This window comes from Ruegeria sp. AF3 (assembly GCF_056536285.1).
On record NZ_JBQFJM010000002.1, the window covers coordinates 184,102 to 208,306 of the forward strand.

18 protein-coding genes and 1 pseudogene are annotated in these 24,205 nt (G+C 54.8%); 11 read left to right on the forward strand and 8 right to left on the reverse strand.

Annotated features, from left to right (window positions below):
- Positions 1 to 16 precede the first annotated feature (16 nt).
- A complete protein-coding gene (locus ACR3FC_RS17500) occupies positions 17 to 3,835 on the reverse strand; it encodes an Ig-like domain-containing protein (protein ID WP_480477248.1) in 3,819 nt (1,272 codons plus the stop codon).
- Positions 3,836 to 4,063: 228 nt separating this feature from the next.
- Here ACR3FC_RS17500 and ACR3FC_RS17505 point away from each other — a divergent pair, with 228 nt between their 5' ends.
- Together ACR3FC_RS17505 and ACR3FC_RS17510 are read left to right on the forward strand one after the other, a co-directional pair.
- The gene (locus ACR3FC_RS17505; RefSeq protein ID WP_480477250.1) at positions 4,064 to 6,112 is read left to right on the forward strand and encodes a dockerin type I domain-containing protein; all 2,049 of its coding nucleotides are present in this window, start codon (positions 4,064 to 4,066) and stop codon (positions 6,110 to 6,112) included.
- Between the two features lie 93 nt (positions 6,113 to 6,205).
- Complete coding sequence (locus ACR3FC_RS17510) at positions 6,206 to 6,997, forward strand: inositol monophosphatase family protein (RefSeq protein WP_480477252.1); 792 nt, start codon at positions 6,206 to 6,208, stop codon at positions 6,995 to 6,997.
- A 3-nt stretch (positions 6,998 to 7,000) separates the two neighbouring features.
- Here ACR3FC_RS17510 and ACR3FC_RS17515 read toward each other — a convergent pair whose 3' ends face one another.
- Genes ACR3FC_RS17515 through ACR3FC_RS17535 form a run of 5 tightly spaced genes read right to left on the reverse strand, consistent with a single transcriptional unit; the run spans position 7,001 to position 12,404 of the window.
- Positions 7,001 to 7,567 (reverse strand): histidine phosphatase family protein, encoded by a 567-nt coding sequence (locus tag ACR3FC_RS17515; protein WP_480477254.1) that lies wholly within the window; start codon positions 7,565 to 7,567, stop codon positions 7,001 to 7,003.
- Positions 7,568 to 8,629, reverse strand: coding sequence for an ABC transporter ATP-binding protein (locus tag ACR3FC_RS17520; protein WP_480477256.1), 1,062 nt, complete (start codon positions 8,627 to 8,629; stop codon positions 7,568 to 7,570). It abuts the gene before it with no gap.
- A gap of 11 nt (positions 8,630 to 8,640) precedes the next feature.
- On the reverse strand, positions 8,641 to 10,854 hold the full coding sequence (locus tag ACR3FC_RS17525) for an ABC transporter permease (RefSeq protein WP_480477258.1): 2,214 nt from the start codon (positions 10,852 to 10,854) through the stop codon (positions 8,641 to 8,643).
- A complete protein-coding gene (locus tag ACR3FC_RS17530; RefSeq protein ID WP_480477260.1) occupies positions 10,855 to 11,880 on the reverse strand; it encodes an ABC transporter substrate-binding protein in 1,026 nt (341 codons plus the stop codon).
- A 59-nt stretch (positions 11,881 to 11,939) separates the two neighbouring features.
- On the reverse strand, positions 11,940 to 12,404 hold the full coding sequence (locus tag ACR3FC_RS17535; RefSeq protein WP_480477262.1) for an NUDIX hydrolase: 465 nt from the start codon (positions 12,402 to 12,404) through the stop codon (positions 11,940 to 11,942).
- A 224-nt stretch (positions 12,405 to 12,628) separates the two neighbouring features.
- On the opposite strand from ACR3FC_RS17535, the gene ACR3FC_RS17540 reads away from it, so the two are divergent.
- From ACR3FC_RS17540 to ACR3FC_RS17565, 6 genes are all read left to right on the forward strand, one after another.
- Positions 12,629 to 13,438, forward strand: a complete 810-nt coding sequence (locus ACR3FC_RS17540; protein ID WP_480477264.1) for a DeoR/GlpR family DNA-binding transcription regulator — start codon at positions 12,629 to 12,631, stop codon at positions 13,436 to 13,438.
- Between the two features lie 61 nt (positions 13,439 to 13,499).
- Positions 13,500 to 14,474, forward strand: coding sequence for a phosphate/phosphite/phosphonate ABC transporter substrate-binding protein (gene phnD / locus ACR3FC_RS17545; protein ID WP_480477266.1), 975 nt, complete (start codon positions 13,500 to 13,502; stop codon positions 14,472 to 14,474).
- Between the two features lie 60 nt (positions 14,475 to 14,534).
- A complete protein-coding gene (phnC, locus tag ACR3FC_RS17550; protein ID WP_480477268.1) occupies positions 14,535 to 15,329 on the forward strand; it encodes a phosphonate ABC transporter ATP-binding protein in 795 nt (264 codons plus the stop codon).
- A complete protein-coding gene (gene phnE, locus ACR3FC_RS17555) occupies positions 15,326 to 16,141 on the forward strand; it encodes a phosphonate ABC transporter, permease protein PhnE (protein ID WP_480477270.1) in 816 nt (271 codons plus the stop codon). The genes phnC and phnE (ACR3FC_RS17555) overlap by 4 nt, the downstream gene beginning before the upstream one ends.
- Positions 16,141 to 16,956 carry a phosphonate ABC transporter, permease protein PhnE gene (phnE, locus tag ACR3FC_RS17560; RefSeq protein ID WP_480477272.1) on the forward strand — a complete coding sequence of 272 codons (816 nt, stop codon included), beginning with the start codon at positions 16,141 to 16,143 and terminating at the stop codon, positions 16,954 to 16,956. The genes phnE (ACR3FC_RS17555) and phnE (ACR3FC_RS17560) overlap by 1 nt, the downstream gene beginning before the upstream one ends.
- On the forward strand, positions 16,953 to 17,858 hold the full coding sequence (locus ACR3FC_RS17565) for an HAD-IIA family hydrolase (RefSeq protein WP_480477274.1): 906 nt from the start codon (positions 16,953 to 16,955) through the stop codon (positions 17,856 to 17,858). The genes phnE (ACR3FC_RS17560) and ACR3FC_RS17565 overlap by 4 nt, the downstream gene beginning before the upstream one ends.
- Before the next feature lie 57 nt (positions 17,859 to 17,915).
- On the opposite strand, the pseudogene ACR3FC_RS17570 reads toward ACR3FC_RS17565, so the two are convergent.
- Both ACR3FC_RS17570 and ACR3FC_RS17575 read right to left on the reverse strand, forming a co-directional pair.
- Positions 17,916 to 18,940, reverse strand: a pseudogene (locus tag ACR3FC_RS17570) (IS30 family transposase).
- A gap of 247 nt (positions 18,941 to 19,187) precedes the next feature.
- On the reverse strand, positions 19,188 to 19,640 hold the full coding sequence (locus ACR3FC_RS17575) for an Lrp/AsnC family transcriptional regulator (RefSeq protein ID WP_209507088.1): 453 nt from the start codon (positions 19,638 to 19,640) through the stop codon (positions 19,188 to 19,190).
- A gap of 116 nt (positions 19,641 to 19,756) precedes the next feature.
- Here ACR3FC_RS17575 and ACR3FC_RS17580 point away from each other — a divergent pair, with 116 nt between their 5' ends.
- The 3 genes from ACR3FC_RS17580 to ACR3FC_RS17590 all read left to right on the forward strand — a co-directional run bounded on the left by ACR3FC_RS17580 (position 19,757) and on the right by ACR3FC_RS17590 (position 24,095).
- Entirely contained in the window at positions 19,757 to 20,956 is a 1,200-nt protein-coding gene (locus ACR3FC_RS17580) for a methionine gamma-lyase (protein ID WP_480477276.1), read from the forward strand.
- 15 nt (positions 20,957 to 20,971) lie between these two features.
- Positions 20,972 to 23,344 (forward strand): 1-deoxy-D-xylulose-5-phosphate synthase N-terminal domain-containing protein, encoded by a 2,373-nt coding sequence (locus tag ACR3FC_RS17585; protein WP_480477278.1) that lies wholly within the window; start codon positions 20,972 to 20,974, stop codon positions 23,342 to 23,344.
- A 100-nt stretch (positions 23,345 to 23,444) separates the two neighbouring features.
- The gene (locus tag ACR3FC_RS17590) at positions 23,445 to 24,095 is read left to right on the forward strand and encodes an aldolase/citrate lyase family protein (RefSeq protein WP_480477280.1); all 651 of its coding nucleotides are present in this window, start codon (positions 23,445 to 23,447) and stop codon (positions 24,093 to 24,095) included.
- The last annotated feature ends 110 nt before the right edge of the window (positions 24,096 to 24,205 follow it).

The window sequence follows — 24,205 nt, forward strand, 5'->3', positions numbered from 1 at the left end:
TTGTTTCGAAGCCGCGTCAGGCGGTCGCGCCGGTTGGGTCGGTGTGTATGATGTTGTCCGCGGTCAAGCCGCTGAGATCGCCCAAACCATGGAAAGTGGCGAGGGTTTCGACGTTGGCGTCGCCTGGTGTCACGAAATCAACTTTGATCAGAACACTGTCCGTTCCGTCCGTTGCCATCACATAGAGCTCATCACCTGTAGATGCCCCGGCAAGGCTTTCTACAGCCGTTTCGAGTGTAACGGCATTGAGGTCCGCAAGAACGGTATCGAGGCCTACAAATCCAGTATCTATGCCCAATGTGCCACCGACAGAAAGCAGTTCGAAACCCGTACCATCACCGCGGAGCGTGGCGACATTCAGTCCGCTGAACATTAGGGCGTCGGTTACATCTGCTGCAGACCCAATTGTGAAGCCGGTTATGCTGTCTACGCCATTGATGTTCGGGTTGGCTTCAAAGACAACGACGTCCCGCCCGGCTTCGGTGATGTCAATACTATCATTGCCACCACCGCCGCGAATGATTGTATCCGTGTTTGCCGCGGTTAGGATGTCATTGCCATTGGTGCCAAACTGAATTGCAACAGGGCCACCTTCAGGTGATTTTATCGTTAACTCAATGGGTTGAGCAGCGTCCTGTATTGTCATCGTGAAGGTGACAAGAGGTTGGGACAAATCAGTAAAAACAGTCGCCGCCCCAGCGAAGTTGATGATGTCACCTGCGCCTGGGTTTGCCAGGAACAAATCAAACGCGCTGTGTTCCGTGTCTGATCCGATGTCGAATGTGGCAACGGCTGAGTCGAACTCAAGCTCCGCTGAAAAAGCCAGGCCACCAGAGATGTCACGATTTGCATCGGCATAAATGGCAAACGTAACGGTTGACCCACTGCGTCCGACCTCAGAGATCACGTAGACAGCTGGCTCATGAGCAACCGCCTGATCCGATACAGGCAAGGGATCTGGTCCCCCTGCAACAGTTGCCTGGGCAGAGAAAATAAGATCATCCCCAGCCTCTATGGCGGCGAAATCTGACGACGCGACAGCCAGTGTCCAGGATCCGTCAGCGGTTACTGTCGCGCTACCGACGGAACTGCCGTTCAGCAAGACATCCACGGTCTGGCCGTTTGAAAGCCCGGCAGAGGAACCGCTGACAGTAATGCCTGACGCCTTGGCGTCGGCAAGGGCCACCGCGTTGTTCACGCCGATATCGTCCAGCATCAGAACAGGCCGAAAGTCCGTCGTTACCGAACTGCTTGCCGCAACCGAGCTGTTGCCGGCAATATCGTCAACTGTTGCGGTGATGGTGTGGTTTGTTCCGTCGGACAGCGCGCCTAGGTCGCTGGCTGGCACAGTGATCGCCCAGGTTCCGCCCGATGCAATACCGGTATAGGTTTGCCCGGCAAACGTGACAGGCACTGTTTGGCCATCTTCCGAGGTCGTCGTGCCTGAAATTGTCAGGTCTGTAGCTTGTTCCGTTACATCCAATACGGAGCCAACCGGCAAACTGTCGATCGTGATTGCTGGCGCCGTAAAATCGGTTGTAAAACTTGTCGAGGTTTGGTTGCCATTCCCAGCCGCGTCGGAAACAGAAGCCGTGACGTGGTAGGTGCTCGCATCCTGAAGCCCTGATAGCTCCGCCGATGTGGCTGTGTAGGTCCAGACACCACCGGTTACCGTTGCGGTACCGCTTATATCTACTGTTCCGTCTGCGCGCGCGACCTCCACGGTAATGACCGTTCCATCCTGAGCGTCTGAGGTTCCCGAGACAATCAGGTCGGTACCTTGCTCAGCAGCGTTCATAACAGTGCCGTCAGAAATACCGGTTATTCCCAGGGTAGGGGGTGTGAAATCGGTCGTGAAACTGTTGCTGGCCTGTGACGCCGGATTTCCTGCGGCATCCGAAACGTCAGCCGTGACCGTCACGGTGGCGGCATCAGAGAGGGCCGCAAGGTCGGCAACAGGGACAACTGAGCTCCAAGACCCTCCGGCTGCTGTAGCACTGTAAGATTGACCGTTCAAAGTGACGGTCACGACTTGACCGTCTTCGGCCGACGTTGCGCCCGATATTGTCAGGTCCACCGCCTGTTCGGCAGCATTCATGAATGCGCCGGTCGAGAATGTGTCGATGCTGAGGGTTGGTGCTGTGACGTCTTTCAATAGTGTCACATCAGCCTGAGGGGCTGTCAGCCCGTTTGCGTCGCTGACGTCTGCGGTGATCTGAAAGCTGCCTCCGTCGGCCAAAGATGCCAGATCACCCGCTGGGACTGTTACAGTCCATGTTCCGCCCGTCACTGTTGAGGTATATGTTTGGCCATCCAGTGTGACGGTGACTTGCTGACCATCTTCGACATTGGCGGTTGTCCCGCTTATAGCCAAGCTTGCCGCGGCTTCAGCAGCATTGAGAACTGCGCCGACGGAAAGCGGAGATATCGAAATTGAGGGGCCGGTCAGGTCCACAGGTACAGTAACAAGAATCGGCGCGGCCGGGTTGCCAGCGATATCCTCGACCGCCACAACAATTGCAGCAGGTGTTCCGGTGGATAGACTACCGAGGTCGGAATTGGGGATCGTGACAGTCCAGTTTCCGCCTGTCGCAGCACCAGTGTACACCTGACCGTCGAACGTGACGATGATGGTTTGCCCGTCCTCGGCCGTGGTGGAACCCGTTAAGGTTAAGTCACCAGCCACATCAATCAGGTCAATTGATCCACCCGCAACTGGATCCAGAGAAACACTTGGCGCGGTGAAATCCGTATCAAAGCTTCCGCTGGCCTGTGCGGCCGGGTTTCCAGCCGCGTCAGTCACGTCTGCCGTTACATTTACGATTGCGCCGTCAGGCAAGGCGCTAAGGTCAGCCGCCGGGACGGTTACGCTCCACTGTCCACCGGAAACCGTACCGGAATAGCTTTGCCCGTTCAGTGAAACCGTTACGATTTGCCCGTCTTCAGCATCAGTTACACCGGTGACCGTCAGGTCGGTGGCCTGTTCGGCCAGGTTGAGTACCGGCCCGTCAGAAAATCCGGTGATTGACAGGCTTGGCGGGACCGTATCGATGTCAAACTGAACGGATTGTGTCGACAGCTCAGCCCCCGACCCATCCAGGTTCCTGATGGTCACCGTCGACACCCCCTGTGGAAGCGCGCTGGCCTCGGCGGCTGTCAGAGAGATGCTCCAACTGCCATCGGGGTTGGGTGTCACGGTTTTGACCAGTGACCCTATTGTGACTTCGATAGTCGCAGTCCCTTCGGGAGCGATGGCGTTGGTGCTGACATTGTTCAGTGCAGTGGATTGCAGCTCTGCGAGGTTGAGGCTTGTGTATGTCGGCATGGGTTCGGATACGACGGGGCTGTCTTCACCGCCACCGCCGCCACCTCCTGCGGCCGCAGCCGCCCCGGCCAGACCCAATCCGCCCAACGCCGCGCCGGCCCCACTGATGCCGCCTGCGGACGCGCCTGCTTCCACAGCGCTGAACTGGGCAATCTCCTGAACCACATTCTCAGCGATCATGATGGCACCGCTGTCCAGGATCTGGACGTTTTCAGCCGCCACAATCATTGTGCGGCCATCGGCCATTTTTAGAAGAACATCGCCATTCTTCAACAACTTGACAGAGCGAACGCCTGGAATGGTTTCCGCGAATTGAAAAGCATACAGTTCTTCAATTGTGGCTTGTGATAACGCGGGCAAGGCCATCAAAGTTGAAATCAACCCACCGGCAGCGCCGCGCCCTGCCCAGCGACCAAGTTTTCCATCGATCCACTTACGAATGTGTTGCTTGCGGTCCGTTTCCGAAGGTTCAGCCGCCGGACGGTTGTTGAACTCTGGTGCTTTGGTCATCTTACCCTCACATGTGGTTTCCGCGATCACCGAAAAGGAAGACATGTCGCGCTGATAACGGCTGGTCCATCTGTCTTTCCCACTGGTTACTGTTGCGATCGAAAGTGAAAAATTGAGTTAATCTGAAACCGAACTTCTCGTTTTCACCACAATTCCGCTTTTGTTTCGGTCCGTGCATCAGGTCATCTTTTGGTCAAGGCCAGGGGTGGCGCAGGAGGTGTGGCTGAGATGCTTCAATTCGAAGGTGTGGTGGCAACGGGGAGCGCGGCGCTCGATTCAGGTATCGGCGATACGGCTTTAAAAACGTTTAACGGAACCACGTATCTTTATACCGTCACCGGACCGGGCGGCGGCGTCGCGGTCTGGAGGCTGGTCGAGGGCGCGATGCCTCAACTGGTCGACACGGAATATTACAGCGGCACAATCACGTTTCACGTTGGTCGCAGTGGCACACCAATAGCGCTGGCGGGAACCGAACAACTTGTACTGGATGTGAATATGGCGGTCGGGTTGGTCGGATATGACCTAAACCCGGATGGTACCCTGGACACCCTTACGGAAACCGGATCTCTGACAGGAGGCGGAGATATCTCGGCCATTGTTCAAGTGTCGATCGGACCCATGGATGTTCTAGCAATGGCTCATGAAGAAACGGGTCAAATTGGGACATATCTTGTTAATCCAGACGGAACGCTGAGCCTTGCTGGCCTTGTTGCAGGCTTTAGTGGCGCGATGCAGACGTTGCGCGCAGGAACAGACCATTTCCTGATCTCAAGTGATGCGGCCAGCAATACAGTCTCAACTTATCGGGTCGACAGCATTTCGGGTCAGTTGACCGAGATTGACAACAGTTCGGCCCTCGGAACCCTTGGAATCTCTAACCCGACAGCCATCGAAACGACCGAAGCCTACGGCAAGTCCTGGGTAATCGTGGCGGGTGCAGGCAGCAACTCGCTCAGCGTGCTTCAATTTAACGCTGACGGCAGCCTGAGCGCCACAGACCATATTCTGGATTCGCTCACGACCCGCTTTGAATCCGTGCAGGACCTTGAGGTCGTGGACATCAACGGGCGCGTATTCGTCGTGGTGGGTGGCGGCGACGATGGGCTTACATTGTTCACGCTGACACCGGAAGGCCAGCTGGTCTATCTGGACAGTTTCGCCGACACTTTGACTAGTGGATTGCAGAATGTCGAATCGCTGAGCATTGCACATGTCGGCAATGAGTTGCAGATTCTGGTTACGTCGGAACAAGACGCTGGAGTCACTGTTATTTCGGTTCCTGTCGATGATCTGGGGATCGTGGACAAAGGGTTTGGAACAGTGTCGGGGACGACCTCAGACGACATGCTGAGCGGCAGTATTCTGGATACCACCCTGATTGGCGGAGATGGCGATGACATACTGATAGCTGGAACAGGTGCTACGACTATGTCAGGTGGAGCAGGGGCCGACATTTTCGTGATGCAGTCGGGCAGCGGTCTGACCACGATCACGGATTTTCAACCGGGTGTGGACCGTCTGGACATGTTCGACTATTTGCTGTTGCGGTCCCCTCAGCAACTGACCTTTACCAGCACCACTCAAGGGGCGCGGATAGACTATCGGGGCGAGGTGGTGCAGGTTCAGTCAGCTTCGGGTGGAACGCTGACCAGTACCGATATTTTCGGGGCCGGGTTTGAAGGCCCCGATCACATCCCGGTTGATTTCGGTGATTTCGGCGGTTTGACGCCCGACAGTTCGGATGGCGTGCTTGGGCCAATCACTGTGGACAGCCAATCTGCAAATCCCGGATTGTCGGATGCAGAGATCAAGTTCACTCCTGACGGTGGTGGCACGGTATCTGTCACGGCTGACGATCAGGGGCAATTTGATTTGGACCTTCCAGATGGCACTTTCCCCGGAAGACTGGACGTCGTCAAACATTATTCAACGGCGAGCAAAGAGATCGACGCCCTGGATGCCTTGCAAGTGTTACGCATTTCGGTTGGCCTCGATCCGACATGGGGACCTGCCGATGCGGAAAACCTGATCGCGGCGGATATCAATCAAGATGGAACCATCAATGCCCTGGATGCACTGGCGATCTTGCAGGTGGCCGTTGGGCAAACCACTGCGCATGAACCTCAATGGGTCTTTTTGGATTCAGATGCGGACTTGTCGGGAATTACAAAAAGCAACGTTGATTATCAGACTGGAATGGATGTTGTTGCCATAGACGGCGTGATAACCGCCGATATGACGTCCATATTGCTCGGCAACCTCGAAGCGGCATGAATTGAATTGAACGGTACTGCAACTCAGTCATTGCAAGCCTTCCGCTTGGACCGCAATGTTGGCCCTAGATACACAAACACAAAAGGACAGGCCATGAATCGTCTTTCGGAACGCAGAGCTTTTGCCATCGCGGTCTGTGAAGAAGCTGGGGTGATTGCCGAGAAATACTTCTTGGACAGGAGTAATCTGGTCATCGATCAAAAAGGTGCTCAGGACTGGGTGAGTGAGGCGGACAAAAACGTCGAAACCTTCATTCGCCAAAAGATCATGGATGCCTGGCCGCAAGACGGGATATTTGGCGAAGAACACGGCGCTGCCACCGGTGAGAGCGGGTTTGACTGGGTGATTGATCCAATTGATGGAACTACGAATTTCGTCAATGGCATACCGGTATGGACGATTGTTCTGGCCGGTGTCACCGAAGGGCGCACTGCGGTCGGTGTGATCCGGGATCCGAATATGGACGAAACCTTTGTGGCAACACGTGGAGAGGGCGCGACACTGAACGGTTCACCGATACACGTGGCCTCTGGGGTTGCTCTTCAGGACGGGACGGTTTCTGTGGGGTATTCGAACCGGATCGAAACTCGCCACGTCGTGCCGGTGGTCGCAGCGCTGATCGAGCGCGGTTCCATGTTTCACAGAAACGCCAGTGGTGCATTGTCATTGGCCTATGTCGCAGCCGGGCGACTTCTGGGTTATGTGGAAGAACACATGAACGCTTGGGATTGTCTGGCTGGGCAATTGTTGGTTACGGAAGCGGGTGGTGTTGTCGAAGATCAAGACGCCGACGCGATGATCCGCGACGGTGGGCGTGTGATCGTCGGAACGCCAGATGTATTTGAAAGCTTGCTGGAAATCGCAGAGAACGCTTGGGGTGCTTAACGTCTAGGCCATTGATAACCAAGTGGAATAAGGTCGTAGATTTGTCAGGCTTGCCTGCCAATAATGGCCTTGTGACGGTTGATCGTACTGGCGGTTAATCGGATTTCCAGAAAGTTCACACCACAACAATGTACCGACCGCGCCATGTGTAACGATTGCGAGGTCTCCGGCTCCATGGGCACGAATGATCTCCGACACTGCACGACGAATGCGCCTCTGAGCATCGGCCGCAGTTTCCCAACCGCGAAAGCTAATGTTCGGCTGGGCAAAGAATGCGTCGGCGGCCGCCTCGAACTTTTCCCGTGGCAGGAAACCTGTGGCACTCCGATCATTCTCGCCAAGATCCGGGTGGAAATATAAGGGCAACCCCAAGGGCGCAGCCAGAATCTCACCAGTGTCGCGAGCCTTTCGTTCGCTGCTGGCCCAGATATGGCTGACATTGGCCATAGCTTCACTGGCGGCAAAGGATGCGGCGCGCCAGCGACCTGTCGTGCTCAGACCCCATTCCGTAATGGGGGTATCCGGATCAATAACGACCTCGGGGTGAGTAATGATCAGTAAATCCGGCACCTAGTCAGGCAGAAGTACCGGTCCTTTGCCGGCAAACCCCATCCTGATTTCAGTACCCGGTGCAAGCGGTGCATCAACATCGTCGTGGACCGCAAAAACCTGACCAAATGCGCCGGTCAGTGTGTATTCCATCCGCACGCCAACATAGGTTGCCTTGGCCACTGTAGCGGCGATTCCGTCATCAGAACCAATCACAAGGCGCGATGGTCGTACAGCGATGGTCGCGGGCCCATTTGTCAAACCGCGACGCGGCAGAGTGTGGCGGTAACCTTCGATCTCGATTGTTGCCGTATCATCGTCGGTTGCAATGATTTGACAGTTGAGCAGGTTTGCCTCGCCTATGAAATCGGCAACAAACCGGTCATTCGGGGCGTCATAAAGCTCGCGAGGTGTACCCATCTGAGCGATCGCGGCGTTCCGCATCACGACGATCTCGTCAGAGACGGCCAGGGCCTCTTCCTGATCGTGGGTGACATAGACAACCGTTAATCCAAGGTCTTGCTGGATGGCCCGGATATCCTCGCGCACCTGGCGTCGCAGCTTGGCATCGAGGTTGGATAGCGGCTCGTCAAACAGCAGAACCTGTGGTTCAAGAACCAGCGCACGCGCGACGGCGACACGTTGTTGCTGACCACCCGAGAGTTCGGAGGGAAGGCGATTGTCGAACCCCTTGAGCCCTACCAGTTGCAAGCCATGCAAGGCGCGGCTCCGAGCCTCATCCTTTGCAAAGCCCGAGAATGTGAGGCCGTACATCACGTTCTCCAGCACGCTCATGTGGGGAAACAGCGCGTATGATTGAAACACCATTGATACGTCGCGATCTGTTGCGGGCAGTTTGGTGACGTCCCGGTCGCCAATCATAATCTTGCCAGAGCTTGCCATTTCTAACCCGGCGATCATGCGCAACGTCGTTGTTTTCCCACAGCCTGACGGACCAAGCAGCGTGACCAGTTTTTCCGCTTCGACATGAAGGTTAATGTTATCAACAGCCACAACGTTTTTGCCGAACACTTTCGACACGTTCTCGAACCGTACCGGCGCGGCCTTGGATTGCAGGCTCATGTCAAAATCTCCTAAACATTGGTGCGTGACTGCGTCATTCGACGCCCGATCTGAGTGCGACCAACGATCAGCTGCATCAACGCAACAACTGCCAGCATCACGAAGATCAGCGTCGTCGAATACGCAATGGCTAGACCATAGTCGTTATTCTCGACCCGCCCGATAATATAGCTGGTTGCCATGTCGTATTCGGCACTGACCAGAAAGATCACAGCCGAGATCGCCGTCATCGCGCGAACAAAACTGTAAACAAGTGCGGCCAGTATCGCGGGGCGTAGCAGCGGCAGAATGATACGACGAAATGTCTGCCACGAGTTTGCACCAAGGGTCAGCGACGATTCATCAAGACTGCGGTCAAGTTGCGACATGCTGGCGATGCCCGCACGGACCCCAACCGGCATGTTGCGGAATATGAAGCTGATAACAAGGATAACGCCTGTGCCGGTTATTTCGATTGGCGGAACGTTGAAGGCAAGAATATAGCTGACACCAATCACCGTACCGGGGATAGCAAAGGACAGCATGGTTCCAAACTCGAAAGCGTTCTTTCCTGCAAAGTTCTGCCGGGTCAACAGGTAAGCCGTTACCAGCCCAACCGCCGCCGTCAGAGGTGCAGCAATTGCCGCAATGGTTATGGTGGTCCAGAAGCTGTCCCAAGCGGCGCCGGTCCAACGAATGCCCTCTTCTTCAAATCGTACAGAGAATGCAGTGACGTAGTGCTTTAGGGTCAGGGAGTTATTGACACCCCAAAGCTCGACCACACTGCCGTAGATGATCATTGCATAGACAATGATCGTGAACACCGCCCAGCCAAGGGCGAATACCAGCACGGGAACAGAAAGGCCTGTCGGCATCAAAGGGTGCACGCCTGCGTCGCCTTTGCCTGTTACGGTTGTATAGCTTTTCTTACCCAGCCAAACACGCTGTGCGTAAAAGGCCGAAAGGGTGAAAAACAGCAATACCATGGCCAGAACGGCGGCCCGTCCTTGGTCGTATTGTGCCCCTACGATGGCAAAGAAAATCTCAGTCGATAGAACGTCGAAATTCCCACCCAGAACAAGTGGGTTTCCGAAGTCGGCCATACTTTCGATGAAGCCCAAAAGAAATGCATTGGCAAGTCCGGGGCGCATCAGGGGCAGGGACACTGTCCTGAACGTTTGCCACCTGCTGGCGCGGAGAGTCTGGGCCGCTTCCTCCATAGATGGCGAGACGCCTTCCACCACGCCGATTAGAACGAGGAATGCAATAGGTGTGAACGCAAGGGCCTGTGCGATGAATATACCTGGCATTCCGTACAGCCAGCGCGTTGGCTGCGTGCCGAACAGATCGGCGACGAACCGTGTGACTGAGCCTGACAGGCCAAAAAGCAGGATCAGCGCAAGCCCAATCACAAATGGCGGGGTGATGATCGGAAGAACAGTCAAAGCCCGCAACAGGCGTTTGTAGCGAAAGCCCGAGCGGGTCACGACCAGTGCAAAGCACAAACCCAGGGCAGTCGTGACGAAGCCAACCAGGATGGCAAGAAACAGTGAGTTCCATGCCGCGCCACACCTGGCACCATAAAAACACCCCAACCCCCAAAGCCGGCCATCAAAGAACTTTGAGAAGAAGACAGCAATCGAATATGCGCCATCTTCAGTGACGAAAGCAGCGAACAGCATCTTGGCGATCGGAAAAAAGACAAAGACGGTGACGATGGTAATCACACCGCCAATCGCACTGACAACAAAGACGTCACCGTTGATGGCACCTCTTGCCGCAATGCCTTGGGTCAACAGGAACAGAAAGCTTGATGCGCAAATCATTGCACCATAGCCCATGCCGAATTGGCGATCGCCAAGTTCACCAAAATAGGCTGCCAACCAATTGAAATTGAAACCCCGGATGCCAATCCCAAAGCCCTGTGCAATCAACCAGCCGAAGCCGAGTGCACCGGAAAGGATCAGAACACGGGCATAGAGCGGGTCAGATTTCGCTCGTTTCAACACCAGAAGGGGTAAGGTCAGGGCGATCAACAGTGGGGCCAGCCAAAGCTTCTCACCCTGTGCGATCAGAAATGCAGCGGGGGCATAATCTTCGTCAAACGGGTAGCCGTCAAAAAGCCATTCGAATGACCACAGGCCGCCGTCGACCATATACCACGGCAGCAGGCAAAACCCGACCCACCCGGCGATGACCCAAAAGATCAGAACCGGGCGGGTCTTTTTTGAAGTCCGGTCAATCATTTACTGCGGCAGAACCGAAACCTCTTCGTCCCATTTCTGCAACAGACGTTTCCGTTCGTCTGAGGAACCATACTTTTTGAAGTCATAGTCAATCAGCTTGATCTGACTCATGTCAGGCGCGCTTTCCGATGTTTCTGCGCTCTTGTTCGATGGCACCTGAAACGCGCTGACCTGAAGAGCAAGGTTCTGCGCCTCGGGCGACAGCGCCCAGTCATAGAACTTCTTCGCCTCTTCCTCGTTGCGGGCGCCTTCAATTATGGACATCGAGCCAATTTCGTATCCCGTACCCTCGCATGGCGCGACTACCTTGATCGGGAAACCCGATACGGCCTGGTTTACCGCGTCATGCATGAAGACGATGCCAATCGTGTTCTCGCCACGACCGGCTGCTTTGATTGGTGCCGATCCGGATTTGGTATACTGGTTGATATTCGAATGCAGGCCTTTCATGAACTCAAAACCTTCATCCTCGCCAAAGATCTGCACCATCGAGGCCAGCGTCGTATAGGCCGTACCAGACGAGTTCGGGTTGGCCATCTGAACGTGGCCCTTGTATTCAGGCTTTAGCAGGTCTTTCCAACAGGCGGGTTCGGGCAGGTTGTTGGCCGCCAGCAGGTCTGCGTTATAGCCATACCCAAGTGCGCCGGAATAGATACCTATCGTTCTGTTTCCGGCACTTTCGGCCTGGGAAATCGCCCAATCATGAAGCTGGTCGCGCATTGGCGACAAGTATTCCATTGTCAGGCCCTCTTCAGCGGCCTGCAAATGCGGGTCACCCGTGCCGCCCCACCACACGTCTCCTTTTGGGTTCGAACTTTCGGCGCGAATTTGTGCAAAGGTTTCACCTGACGACTTACGCGTCATGTTGACGTCGATGCCCGTCGCATCTTCGAAACTGCGCGCCATGAGTTGGCACCAGTCTTCCTGCGCGGAGCAATAGAGTGCCAGCTTGTCTGCCTGCGCTGCCGACACAGACGCGGCTATTGCAATCAGCGACCCGACGGCCGTGGATGTAATTTTTTTCATTATTCTTCCTCCCTTTGGTTATTGCGCACCCAGTATCTATTGTTTTGTCAGGCGCTTTCTCATCCAGCTTTTCGAAGCTTGTTAATGACTGACTGGGCGTTCTGATTGCCCGTCAGATTTTTCAGAATACTTGAGAGATCTCTTTCTTCCACCAGCTTTGCCGCTTTCCCTGGTGAAAACCAGTGACGCGTCCGTTCGTCCCGTTCTTTCCAACGCCGTTTCAGTTTTTCAACTACCATTGGATAGAGGGTTACGCGGCAACGAACGCTATTCGCGCCCTCAAAGCGTTTGTCATAGAAAAAATGACCAACTGGCTGTTTCGAGATTGCCCCGACTGCACCTGCTTCTTCCAGTGCTTCAATTTCGGCGGCATGCCAGGGTTTCTTTCCTTCCATCAACCAACCTTTTGGGATGACCCACCGTCCTGTATCGCGCGAAGTCACCATCAGAACACGCAGCTTTCCATCACTGTCCCAGCGCATCGGAAGTGCTGCAATCTGGTCTGTTATGTTGCCGTCGCTCATGCTGCCCTCAATGACACGGTATCAAAAGCGCACCCAGAATAACCTTCAGTCGTTAATGGTGGTCCTTGGGTTTTCACTTTGAAACGGTTCAATTCACACATTCTTGCCTTGCGCTTTAGACTCTTCCGAATTGTCACAACCTACTGAGGGTTATGCAACAAAAATTATTGCATTATGCCCGAAATCCCACAAAGGTGGGGCTTGAAACCTGATTGGGTTGTTGGATGTCCAAAACGAAAATACGTGCCAAAACGATTGAAAAGGGTCGGGGTAGGGTAAAGAAATCCGACCGGCGCCAGCAAATACTGCTGGAGTTGAAGCTTCGCCCGCACGTTCGCATCAATGAATTGGCCCAGCGTTTCAACGTCTCTAACGAGACGGTGCGCAGGGATTTTGACGCCCTGTCGAATGACGGCCTGATCGCACGCGCGCACGGAGGGGCATCTGCCCCGGCACAAGGGCATTATCCAGGTCTGGACGAGCGAGCCAACGCGCGGATTGAGGAACGCGAACGCATAGGTATCAGCGCGGCGGGGTTGGTACGCGATGGTGAAACGGTCATGATCGATTCCGGTTCGACCACAATCGAAATGGCCCGTGCATTGGCCTATCTCGGCACTCCTTGCACAGTGATTACGAATTCTATTCCGGTGGCAATGACCCTCGGCCATGGGGCTGCCGAGGTTTTGCTTTGTCCAGGAGAATATCTGGCAACCGAATCTGCGACGATTGGAACCGAAACGCTGGAATTCCTGTCTCGGTTCAATGTCGACAGATGCATGATCGGCTCGTCGGGTTTTTCGGTTGAAGGCCCTTCAGAAACCGTGCGCGGTTTTGCGGCTGTCAAAAGAATGATGCTGACGCGCGCAGCAAATCGACATCTTTTAATCGATTCAGGGAAATTTGGCCGTAAAGGCCTGTCTCAGGTCGGAGACCTGACCAGCCTGGATTCCATAGTTTCCGACACGAAACCAACAGGAGAATTGCTTAACGCGATCAACGGTGCCGAGGTTGATGTTCTCGTCGCCCCGTAAACACTGAAACGAATGACGAACAGCGGACTGCAAAAAGACCGCGCATGACTGGGAGGAAAACATGAAGATAGACATCAGATTATTGATTGGGGCATCGGCAATTTCGCTTATGTCGCTTTCCGGCACAGCTTCGGCGCAAGATTGCCCGAGGGGTGATCTGGACGAGCGATTTTGCGACGTGGATGGGGATTTGATTGCGGATATCCCCACTGATCCCAATGAGTGGATTGATCCTGACACCTTGATTTTTGCGTATACACCGGTTGAGGATCCGGCGGTCTACCGGGATGCTTGGGTTGAGTTCATTGACCATCTTGAAAGTGTAACTGGCAAAAATGCCCAGATATTTCCAGTTCAATCGAACGCGGCGCAAATTGAGGCTATGCGCTCTGGACGTTTGCATATTTCGGGTTTCAACACTGGATCTAACCCTTTGGCAGTGAATTGTGCCGGTTTCCGCCCATTTACAATTATGGCGTCGGAAGATGGACATTTCGGCTACGAGATGGAATTGATCACATTTCCAGGATCAGGTGTGGAGTCGGTAGAAGACATCAAGGGCGGTAAGCTTGCTTTCTCGTCGCCCACGTCGAATTCGGGTTTCAAAGCGCCATCTGCTATCCTGAAGGGTGAGTATGACATGCTTGCAGATCGTGATTTTGAACCAGTCTTCTCAGGCAAGCACGACAATACTGTTCTCGGTGTGGCCAACAAGGATTATCCTGCAGGTGCTGTCGCCAATTCTGTGATGCAGCGTATGATCGCACGAGATGTTATCAGTGCTGATCAAGTTGTGTCGATCTACAAGTCTCAAACCTTCCCGACTACTGGTTTCGGCACTGTTTACAACCTTCCGCCCGAGCTTCAGGACAAGATTAAAGAGGCCTTCTTCACGTTTGATTGGGAAGGAACCGCGTTACAGGCAGAGTTCTCCAAGTCCAACGAGGCCCAGTTTATCGATATGAACTACAAGGACTTTTGGGACGTCATTCGGAAAATTGACGCGGCAAACGGCGTCTCCTACGCCTGCCAATAAGCCTTGGTCAATCCGGCGGGCCTGAATAGGCCCGCTAATCACCCTAATCGGGGGCAATTTATGCTGCGTCTTCAAAAGCTAACAAAAACCTACAAGACCGGAGATCAGGCACTGAAGGCCGTCGATCTTGAGGTTCCCAAAGGGCAGGTGCTTGCACTGATCGGACCCTCGGGCGCGGGTAAATCGACCATGATCCGCTGCATAAACCGCTTGGTTGAGCCCACAAGCGGCGGTGTTCTTCTGGACGACATGGATCTGACCAAACTCGGCTCGGGTGCGTTGCGGAAAGCACGCCGCGAAATGGGTATGATCTTTCAGGAATATGCCCTAGTCGAACGCCTCACCGTGATGGAAAACGTATTGTCCGGTCGGTTGGGGTATGTCGGTTTCTGGCGCAGCTTTCTGCGGCGGTATCCGCAGTCCGATGTGGACGAGGCTTTCCGCCTGCTGGACCGGGTGGGACTGTTGCACATGGCTGACAAACGCGCGGACGAGTTGTCGGGTGGTCAACGCCAAAGGGTCGGTATCTGCCGCGCTCTGATCCAGAACCCAAAGTTGTTGCTGGTCGATGAACCGACCGCGTCGCTGGATCCGAAGACCAGTCGTCAGATCATGCGGTTGATCACCGAACTGTGTCAGGAACGCGGGCTGGCAGCCATCATCAACATCCATGACGTGGCGTTGGCCCAGATGTTCGTTCCCCGTGTCGTAGGCCTCCGCTTTGGCGAAATCGTGTTTGATGGTCTCCCAACAGGGCTCACCCCGGAAAAGCTGACCGAGATTTACGGCGAGGAAGACTGGGAAGCGACCATCGAAAAAGTGGATGAGGATGAAGATGTCGAGGCAGCAGAATGAGCCATCGAGAACTTGACGATATGCTGGGAAAAGGCTGGCGCAAACCGGCCTTTATCAAAAACACGTTGCTGCGCAGGGCATTGATACTGGGGTTCTTCGCTTACTTGATTGCGGCTTTCATGACCATCGATGTTGATTGGGGAAGGGTCTATGAGGGGCTGGACAGGGGATGGGCGTTCGTCCTTGCCTTTACAAGCCCGGATTTCATTTCACGGTGGTCAGATATCTGGGCCGGCCTTCTGGAAAGCATTGTGATGACCGTGGCCGCGTCGGTTGTTGGTATCCTGATTTCGATCCCGATTGGATTGGGTGCTGCACGTAATATCGCCCCGTTGCCAATCTACATAATTTGCCGCGGCATTGTCGCGTTAAGCCGGGCACTGCAGGAAATTATCGTTGCTATTTTGCTTGTGGCCATTTTCGGATTTGGCCCGCTGGCAGGATTTCTGACGCTGTCCTTCGCGACAATTGGATTTCTTTCCAAGCTCTTGGCTGAAGATATCGAGGCGATGGACAAAGTTCAGGCAGAGGCGATCCAGGCCTCTGGTGCAAGATGGCTGCAATGGATCAACTACGGGGTTCAGCCTCAGATCATGCCTAGGCTTGTGGGTCTTTCCATGTACCGGATCGATATCAATTTCCGGGAAAGCGCTATTCTCGGGCTGGTGGGGGCAGGCGGCATTGGCGCGACACTGAACACTGCTTTTGATCGATATGAATATGACACGGCAGCCGCCATTCTGATCCTTATCATCGGGATCGTCATGGCCCTTGAATACCTTTCGGGGATTATCCGCGCGAGGGTTCAGTAATGCCTGTTCTTGAACGCGACGATACAAAAATCTGGCGCAGGCGGACGACGGGCCAAAGCCTGGTTCGCTGGTTTGGCTGGCTTTTGGGCGTAGCGATTTTTGTCTACTGTTGGCAGCTCATTTCAGAATCGACAACCTGGTTTTTTGTCTGGGACGCGCCCCGTATCGCCAACGATATATGGACCCGAGCAACGCCGCCCAAATGGGACTATATCACCCAGTTGGGTCGCCCGATCTGGGATACCCTGAACATTGCTACTCTGGGCACGATCATCGCTCTGTGCTTGGCTGTACCTGTTGCCTTTTTGGCGGCCCGCAACACTACTCCGTCGGCGTTGTTCATCCGCCCCATTGCCTTGTTGGTCATTGTCTCGACCCGCTCAATCAACTCGCTGATCTGGGCGCTGCTATTGATCGCTATCATTGGACCGGGCGTGTTCGCAGGTGTCATAGCAATCGCCATCCGTTCAATCGGGTTCTGCGCTAAACTTCTTTACGAAGCGATTGAAGAGATTGATCACGGTCAGGTCGAGGCGATCACAGCCACCGGTGCTTCGCGGTGGCAAGTCATGGCGTATGGGATCGTTCCGCAAATCCTGCCAGCATTTGCCGGAATTGCAGTCTTTCGTTGGGATATCAACATTCGCGAGTCCACAGTGCTTGGGCTGGTTGGCGCCGGTGGCATCGGGTTGCAGCTTTCGGCCTCGCTTAACGTTCTGGCGTGGCCGCAAGTGAGCCTGATCCTAATTGTAATTCTTTTTGCGGTCATGATCAGCGAGTGGGTTTCGGCAAAAGTACGAGGAGCGATCATTTGACCGGATTCTCAGCGCAAGAGGCTTTCAAGGCTTACGAAGCCGTCCGGCACCGCCTTCCAGATATAGAACCGAACAACGTGAGCTATCGTCGTATCGAGACTCTTTCCGAAATTATGGATGAGTTTGACGTGTTTCTTCTGGATGCGTTCGGGGTTCTTAATATAGGCGACACGGCGATCCCCGAAACGCCCGAACGGATCAAGTCACTGAAGGCTGCGGGCAAACGTGTCTTGGTGGTGTCGAATGCCGCTGGGTTTCCCCACGCCACGCTGTTGGAGAAATACACCAGACTGGGATATGACTTCGCGCCGCAGGATGTGATCACCAGTCGGGCTACGTTGCTGTCCGGGCTGAATGGCCAACGTGGGCTGCATTGGGGTTTGATGGCGACACCCAGCGCCGGTCTTCGCGACTTGGAAGGTTTGAAATTAACCTATCTGGAAGATGACCCGCAGCCCTATGAATCTGTTGATGGTTTTCTGATGATCGGGTCAGCCGCCTGGACCGAAGCCCGGCAGGCGATGTTGGAGGTGGCATTGCTAAGCCGTCCCCGCCCGGTATTGGTGGGCAACCCGGATATCGTTGCCCCGCGCGAGTACGGCTTTTCCAAAGAACCAGGTCTTTTCGCACACCGTTTGGCCGACCGGACAGGTGTAGCCCCGCAATTTTATGGAAAGCCATTCGGCAATATCTATGATCTTGCTTTTCAGCGACTTGGGCCTGTCAACAAATCCCGCGTTCTGATGGTGGGTGACAGTTTGCATACTGACATTCTGGGCGCGCGTCATGCCGGAGTGGCTTCGGCACTTGTCTCGGATTTTGGATTCTTCGCCGGGCATGATGTCGAGGAAGCGATCAAACAGGCAGCGATCGTGCCGGATTTTGTTGTGACCCGACCTTGAGAATTTGAAGTAATGCGAATTGTAGGAGGAGTGTGAGCGATAGTTGAACTGCGACTCCTATTGCCTTCGAGGGTAGGGAGATCGAGCCAACTCTGCCATCATCCTTTCTCTGAACACTTCGGCTGGCGTTTTCCATCCGAGGCATTTGCGGGGCGTGTTGTTGAGGCGGTCACAGATCATTTTCAGTTCATGATCTGTGACCGCCGTGATGTCCCGCTTTCTCGGCAGCCACCTTCGGACCCGCCGATTGGTGTTTTCGACCGTGCCTTTCTGCCACGGAGAGCAGGGATCACAGAACCACGTCTGCGTTCCGATCTCGGCCTGAAGATGTGGCCAGCTGACGAACTCGGTGCCGCGGTCGAATGTGATGGATTTCCGGGCTAGGTGGGGCAGGTCGCGAACCGCTTTCATGATCTTGCCCATGACCGGCTTCGTGCGCTTGTTCGGGTTCTTCAGCAACACCGTAAACCGGCTGACGCGTTCGATCAGGGATGCCACGTTCGACTGCCCAAGGCTCTGTTTGAATAGCATCAAATCTCCCTCCCAGTGGCCGAACTGGCGGCGATGCGCCACGTCATCGGGACGGAACAGGATGCTGACATCGCGGTCGAACTTGGGTGCCTGACGCTTTCTGGCACGGCGGGGACGGCGATACTTGCGGTGGTTTGGCAGGTACCACCAGAGTTCCTGGCCATGCCTTCTTTCGAGTAGATATAGCGATAGATGGTTTCCTGGCAGACCCTGAGTTTGGCACCCTCATAGATCATCCGGTTGCCGATCTGTTCAGGCGTCCAGCCATGCTTGAGTCGCTCGACAACTTTCCTGAGCAAATGCGGATAGCGGATCAGCTTGCGTTGCCGGGCGCGCCGATCGGCCGCCATCAGATGGGCGGCGGCACCATAGTAGCCGTCACATTTGGGCATGCATTCATCGCTGAAAAAGTTTCGTTTGATCTCACGATGGATCGTGGCCTTTGAGCGCTTCAGCACACGCGCCATCTCGCGAACAGGGACCTTTGCATGTCGCCAGCGTTCGATTCTGCGGCGTTCCTCAATGCTCAGTTGGGTGTAAACAGCTCCCATGGCACAATCTCCTCATTAGATAACTCATTGTTTTCTAATAGGAGTCGCACTTGAAGGTAGCGCACACCCTAATAGTCGAATTTAGCGCATAATGATGATTATGTTACTTGTACGGAGACGCATCCAGTCGGCGAATTTTACCTAACCGAGGTAATACTCACAGTCACGGAAACTCGAAACTGGTTCTTCCGCATCCTAACAATCTAGAACTCAATGCTAAGGGTCACTTTCGAGAACTCAAACCATCTCAGGCTGGAAACACCGCTGTTTTCTTGACTGTTCCATAAACAAAGCTGGTGTCGATCGAAGCTATCCCGCCGATCGGGTGAATTCGGTTTCGAATAAAGTCTTCGTATGCTTCGAGGTCCGATACCAATACCCGCAACTGGTAATCCATTGCGCCGGTCAGCACGTGGCATTCTAGAACTTCATCGATCATCCGAACGCGTTTTTCGAATTTCTGCACATCTGTTTCATTGTGCCGCTCAAGCCGGATGCGGACAAAGACGGTTATAGCCATCCCGTATGCAGCAGCGTCCACATCGGCACTGTATCCCTTGATGACACCGCTGGCCTCAAGGTTTTTGACCCGCCGCAAACACGGTGAAGGAGACAGATTGACCTCATCAGCAAGATCCTGGTTCGTCATACGCCCATCTCGCTGTAACGCTCGAATGATTTGCCTGTCCTTGGCGTCCATCTTATCTCCATTTTTTAGCATAATATGCCAATGTAGGTCCTCAACGTGGCATTATTCGCAACCCATTGCTCAAAGTAAAGGCGCAAAGTGATAACGACTTAGATCAGGAGCCCACCGTGACCCACACAACCGGATTTGCCACTCGCGCCATTCATCATGCCTACAACCCATTTGAAAATGATGGTGCACTGACCCCGCCCCTCCACTTGACCTCAACCTTCTCCTTCGAAACCGCAGAGGCAGGCGGTGAAATGTTTGCTGGCGAGCGCGCAGGTCATATCTATAGCCGGATATCGAACCCTACTTGTGACCTTCTTGAAAAGCGTATTGCCGTGCTGGAAGGTGCCGAGGCTGGGCTCGCGCTCTCCAGTGGGATGGGCGCAATTACCGCCGTACTTTGGACCCTGTTGTCGCCAGGTGACGAAGTCATTGTCGACAAAACACTCTATGGCTGCACATTCGCTTTCATGCGCCACGGTCTGGCAAAATGGGGTGTCACTATTACCCATGTTGACATGACGGACCCCGCGAACCTGAAAGCCGCTGTTTCCGAAAAAACCCGTGTCGTCTACTTCGAAACCCCAGCCAATCCAAACATGCGCTTGGTGGATATCGCCGCCAGTTCAGAGATCGCGCATTCTGTTGGTGCGCAGGTTGTAGTCGACAATACATATGCCAGCCCCTATCTGACCCGCCCGATCGAGCACGGCGCGGACATCGTCCTTCACTCCGCCACCAAATATCTGGGCGGGCATGGCGATGTGGTCGCGGGTCTTGTGGTCGGAACCGCCGAGCAGATTTCTGAGATCCGGCTTGTCGGCATGAAGGACATGACAGGCGCAGTGATGGCACCATTCAACGCAATGCTGATCCTGCGTGGGCTGAAGACACTGAACCTGCGACTGGATCGCCACTGTGCGTCCGCCAAGGTTGTTGCCGATTACCTTCAGGCACACCCTGCCGTCAGTGAGGTGTATTTCCCGGGGCTTGAGAGTTTTGCCCAGCACGATGTCGCACGACGCCAGATGTCGCAGCCGGGGGCCATGATCGCCTTTGAAATCAAGTCTGGCCTGTCCGGTGGCATCAAGTTCATGAACCGCCTGAACATGATCCAGCGCGCCGTGTCCTTGGGGGACGCAGAAACCCTAATCCAGCACCCGGCATCCATGACCCATTCGACGTATACTGCGGAAGAACGAGCAGAACATGGAATCAGCGATGGCCTGATCCGACTTTCCGTCGGGTTGGAAGACGTTGAAGATATCCTTGCAGATTTAGAGCAAGCTTTGCCCTACCCTGCCCGCAGTGCCGCCTGAGTCCCGGAGACCACCATGCCGTATGATCCCAACCAGTTGAAAATCGTTGAACAGCGTCTGCTGTGGCTGTCGCATTGGATGATCCACCATGCCAACCATATCCGGCCCAAGGTTGATGGGATAAAGGTCGGTGGTCATCAAGCGTCGTCTGCGTCGATGGTTTCGATCATGACTGCGCTCTACTTTTCGGCTTTACGGCCCGAAGATCGGGTTGCGGTAAAACCGCATGCGTCACCGATTTTCCACGCGATGCAGTACCTCATGGGCAACCAGACCCGCGAGAAGATGGAAAACTTTCGCGGGTTTGGTGGCGTGCAAAGCTATCCCAGCCGGACAAAGGACATCGATGATGTCGACTTCGCGACAGGTTCGGTAGGTTTGGGTGTCGCGATCACCTCGTTTGCTTCGATCATTCAGGACTACGTCAAGGCCAAAAACTGGGGGGCAGATGCCCCGATGGGGCGAATGGTGGCGCTTGTAGGCGACGCTGAACTGGATGAAGGCAACGTATACGAGGCATTGCAGGAAGGCTGGAAAAATGGCCTGCGCAACACGTGGTGGATTATCGACTACAACCGGCAGTCACTTGATGGCATCGTTCGTGAAGGGTTGTTCGAACGGATCGAGAAAATCTTTGATGCCTTCGGATGGGATGTTGTGCGCGTGAAGCACGGCGTGTTGCAGCGTGCGGCCTTCAAAGAACCTGGCGGCGATCGGCTGCGAGACTGGATTGATGCCTGCTCGAACCAGGAATACTCGGCCCTGACGTTCATGGGCGGCGAGGTTTGGCGAAAGCGCCTCATGGACGATCTTGGGGATCAGGGGGATGTGACGGCGCTGATCGAGCGGCGCACAGATGCCGAACTCGCTGCATTGATGGAAAACCTCGGCGGCAACTGCGTTGAGACCATGGCCCAAACCTTTGCTGCCATCGAACATGACCGCCCTACTTGTTTCTTGGCCTACACGATCAAGGGATGGGGTACGCCAATTGCGGGCCACAAGGACAACCACGGTGGGCTGATGAACAACAGCCAGTTCGTCGCGTGGCAAGAACACATGGGCGTGCCTGCCGGTGAGGAATGGGAGCCACTTGCGGCAGTGCAGGACCCGGAAGCGCTGAAAGACTTTCTGTCGAAAGTTTCCTTCTTTGCCAAAGGTCCGCGACGCTATTTCGATGACAAGCTGGATGTTCCATCTATTGACATCGACACAAGCCGCGAAATCTCGACCCAAATGGCTTTCGGCAAGATTTTGGATGACTTGTCGAAGGGCGACAGTCAATTGGCCGAGCGTATCCTGACGACGTCTCCTGATGTCACAGGCACAACAAACCTTGGCCCGTGGGTAAACCGGCGCAAACTGTTTGCCAGATCCGAGCAAGCCGACGCTTTTATTGAACACCGTATCCCCTCGACGGCAAAATGGGAATTTACTCCTGAAGGGCAACATATCGAGCTTGGTATTGCCGAGATGAACCTCATGTTGCTTTTGGGCGTTGCGGGCCTTTCGCATTCCCTGTTCGGCAAGCGGCTTATCCCGATCGGTACTGTGTATGACCCCTTTGTCAGCCGCGGCCTCGATGCACTCAATTATGCTTGTTATCAGGATGCGCGCTTTATGCTGGTCGGCACGCCTTCGGGCATTACGCTGGCCCCAGAAGGCGGCGCACATCAATCCATTGGCACACCGTTGATCGGGATGAGCCAGGACGGTCTGGCGGCCTTTGAGCCAGCCTTTGCCGATGAACTGGCCGTGATCATGGAATGGGCCTTTGATTATCTTCAGCGCGACGGCGAAGGGCAGCCGGACGAACGCACCTGGCTGCGTGACGAAACAGGCGGTTCGGTTTATCTGCGCTTGACGACAAACCCGATTGAACAGCCTGGCAAACGCGTGGACGATGAGTTCCGTCAAGGTGCCATTGATGGTGCATACTGGTTGCGGAGGCCGGGCCCGAATTGCGAGGTCGTAATCGCTTATCAAGGGGCCGTTGCACCCGAAGCGATCAAAGCCGCTGGCGTGATCGGCGAAGGACGCAAAGACATCGGAGTGCTGGCGGTGACTTCAGCAGATCGGCTAAACGCCGGGTGGACGGCAGCGCAACGGGCGCGTTCGCGCGGCAATCAAACGGCTCGGTCCCACATCGAAACTTTGATGTCCGGTCTGCCGCGCCACTGCAAGCTGGTTACCGTGATTGACGGACACCCCGCGACATTGTCTTGGCTGGGTGCCGTACAGGGACATCAGACCATCCCATTAGGGGTCGAACATTTTGGCCAGACAGGGACAATCGGCGACCTCTATCGGCACCATAGCATTGACGCGGACGCTATCCTGGAGAAGGTGAACGGTCTGACCCATGGCAAGGCTTTGCTTCGCACATGAGCGGCGGTATTGGGCGTCGCAGCTAGGGCCTTACCCTCAGGGTAATTGGGCCCTTTGTGCAGGCGCTCCCTTGGGTTCGAAACCCGGAACGAAAGGCACCTTGTTCGAGCCAAACTTTTGGGATCTGAGAATAAATGCCGTTCAGGTGGAAAACCGCCTTGGCTTGGATGCACTGGATGACATTCTGACCACAGATGTCGACGGCGTATTTATCGGTCCGTCAGATTTGGCCGCGGATATGGGCCACATCGGCAATGCTGGCCACCCCGACGTGGTCGAAGCGGTTTTGGACGCGTTGTCAAGGATCGTGGCAGCGGGCAAGGCAGCGGGCATCCTAACGTTGGACCCCGTGATGCAGCGCAAGTGTCTGGATCTTGGGGTTACGTTCCTGGCCACGAATATCGACGTAACACTTTTTGCCAAGTCTATGCGCGGGGCGGCCGAAACTGCGTTGGAAATGTTGCCAGACCAGTGCGCGTCTGGAAATGCGCGAACAGAAATGGCCAGCAAGTATCTTCAGCAGTTATGCAAGCACTGGTCCCACAAAGGGCAAGTCGAATTTGGCGCAACTGAAGGAAACGTTTCGTTTGAAAACCGGCGCGCGGTTGCGATGAAAGCGACGGACGAAGGGCTGGAAATAGTTGCTTCAGTCGGCCCACGTGAGGATTTGAACTTTTGGATGGGTGTTATAGAGGACCACCTGAAACGCTTTGCGTTTCGCGAGGAGTTCGAGGTTGTTTGGAATGCATAGCGCTGGAATGCAAGGGCAACCGAGCGCGCCCGGGACTTTCGGACACCGCCGCAGGCTACGATTTGTAGTCTGCGGGTATTCGACAAGATCCTGCACCGGATTCTGACTCG

Bases quoted from the DNA above. Each gene is read 5' to 3' on its own strand.
- ACR3FC_RS17505 (WP_480477250.1), top strand. From the start codon at position 4,064: ATGCTTCAATTCGAAGGTGTGGTGGCAACGGGGAGCGCGGCGCTCGAT.
- phnE (WP_480477272.1), top strand. From the start codon at position 16,141: ATGCCTGTTCTTGAACGCGACGATACAAAAATCTGGCGCAGGCGGACG.
- ACR3FC_RS17530 (WP_480477260.1), bottom strand. From the start codon at position 11,880: ATGAAAAAAATTACATCCACGGCCGTCGGGTCGCTGATTGCAATAGCC.
- ACR3FC_RS17500 (WP_480477248.1), bottom strand. From the start codon at position 3,835: ATGACCAAAGCACCAGAGTTCAACAACCGTCCGGCGGCTGAACCTTCG.
- phnC (WP_480477268.1), top strand. From the start codon at position 14,535: ATGCTGCGTCTTCAAAAGCTAACAAAAACCTACAAGACCGGAGATCAG.
- ACR3FC_RS17540 (WP_480477264.1), top strand. From the start codon at position 12,629: ATGTCCAAAACGAAAATACGTGCCAAAACGATTGAAAAGGGTCGGGGT.
- ACR3FC_RS17575 (WP_209507088.1), bottom strand. From the start codon at position 19,640: ATGGACGCCAAGGACAGGCAAATCATTCGAGCGTTACAGCGAGATGGG.
- phnE (WP_480477270.1), top strand. From the start codon at position 15,326: ATGAGCCATCGAGAACTTGACGATATGCTGGGAAAAGGCTGGCGCAAA.
- ACR3FC_RS17585 (WP_480477278.1), top strand. From the start codon at position 20,972: ATGCCGTATGATCCCAACCAGTTGAAAATCGTTGAACAGCGTCTGCTG.
- ACR3FC_RS17510 (WP_480477252.1), top strand. From the start codon at position 6,206: ATGAATCGTCTTTCGGAACGCAGAGCTTTTGCCATCGCGGTCTGTGAA.
- ACR3FC_RS17535 (WP_480477262.1), bottom strand. From the start codon at position 12,404: ATGAGCGACGGCAACATAACAGACCAGATTGCAGCACTTCCGATGCGC.
- ACR3FC_RS17525 (WP_480477258.1), bottom strand. From the start codon at position 10,854: ATGATTGACCGGACTTCAAAAAAGACCCGCCCGGTTCTGATCTTTTGG.
- phnD (WP_480477266.1), top strand. From the start codon at position 13,500: ATGAAGATAGACATCAGATTATTGATTGGGGCATCGGCAATTTCGCTT.
- ACR3FC_RS17520 (WP_480477256.1), bottom strand. From the start codon at position 8,629: ATGAGCCTGCAATCCAAGGCCGCGCCGGTACGGTTCGAGAACGTGTCG.